Below are 285 nucleotides of genomic sequence, written 5' to 3'. Positions count from 1 at the left end.
GGCGGCGCGCCGGGCTCGGCATAGGCGGCATGGACGCGCAGGAAACTGGCCGGCCGGTAGGCTTTGAGGTCGACGCGCGCCACGATCCTGTCGGCAAGAAGGAAGGGCAGGACATAGTAGCCGTATTGGCGCTTCTCGGCCGGGGTGTAGATTTCGATGCGATAGTGAAAATCGAACAGCCGCTCCGAGCGCGAGCGCTCGAAGACGACGGGATCGAACGGCGCCAGCAGGGCGCGGGCCTCGATCTTGCGTGGCAAACGCGCATCCCTGTGAAGGTAAGCTGGC

General features: G+C 65.3%; 1 protein-coding gene. It reads right to left on the bottom strand.

Annotation, left to right across the window (positions count from 1 at the left end):
* On the bottom strand, window positions 1-285 hold a 285-nt coding region (locus EN852_RS40005), incomplete at both ends, for a crosslink repair DNA glycosylase YcaQ family protein (protein WP_189546667.1).

Origin of the sequence: Mesorhizobium sp. M2E.F.Ca.ET.209.01.1.1 (genome assembly GCF_004010375.2) — a bacterium.
Taxonomy (GTDB): domain Bacteria; phylum Pseudomonadota; class Alphaproteobacteria; order Rhizobiales; family Rhizobiaceae; genus Mesorhizobium.
The sequence above is the reverse complement of the archived record's forward strand: the minus strand, read 5'-3'. Positions and strand labels throughout refer to the sequence as shown.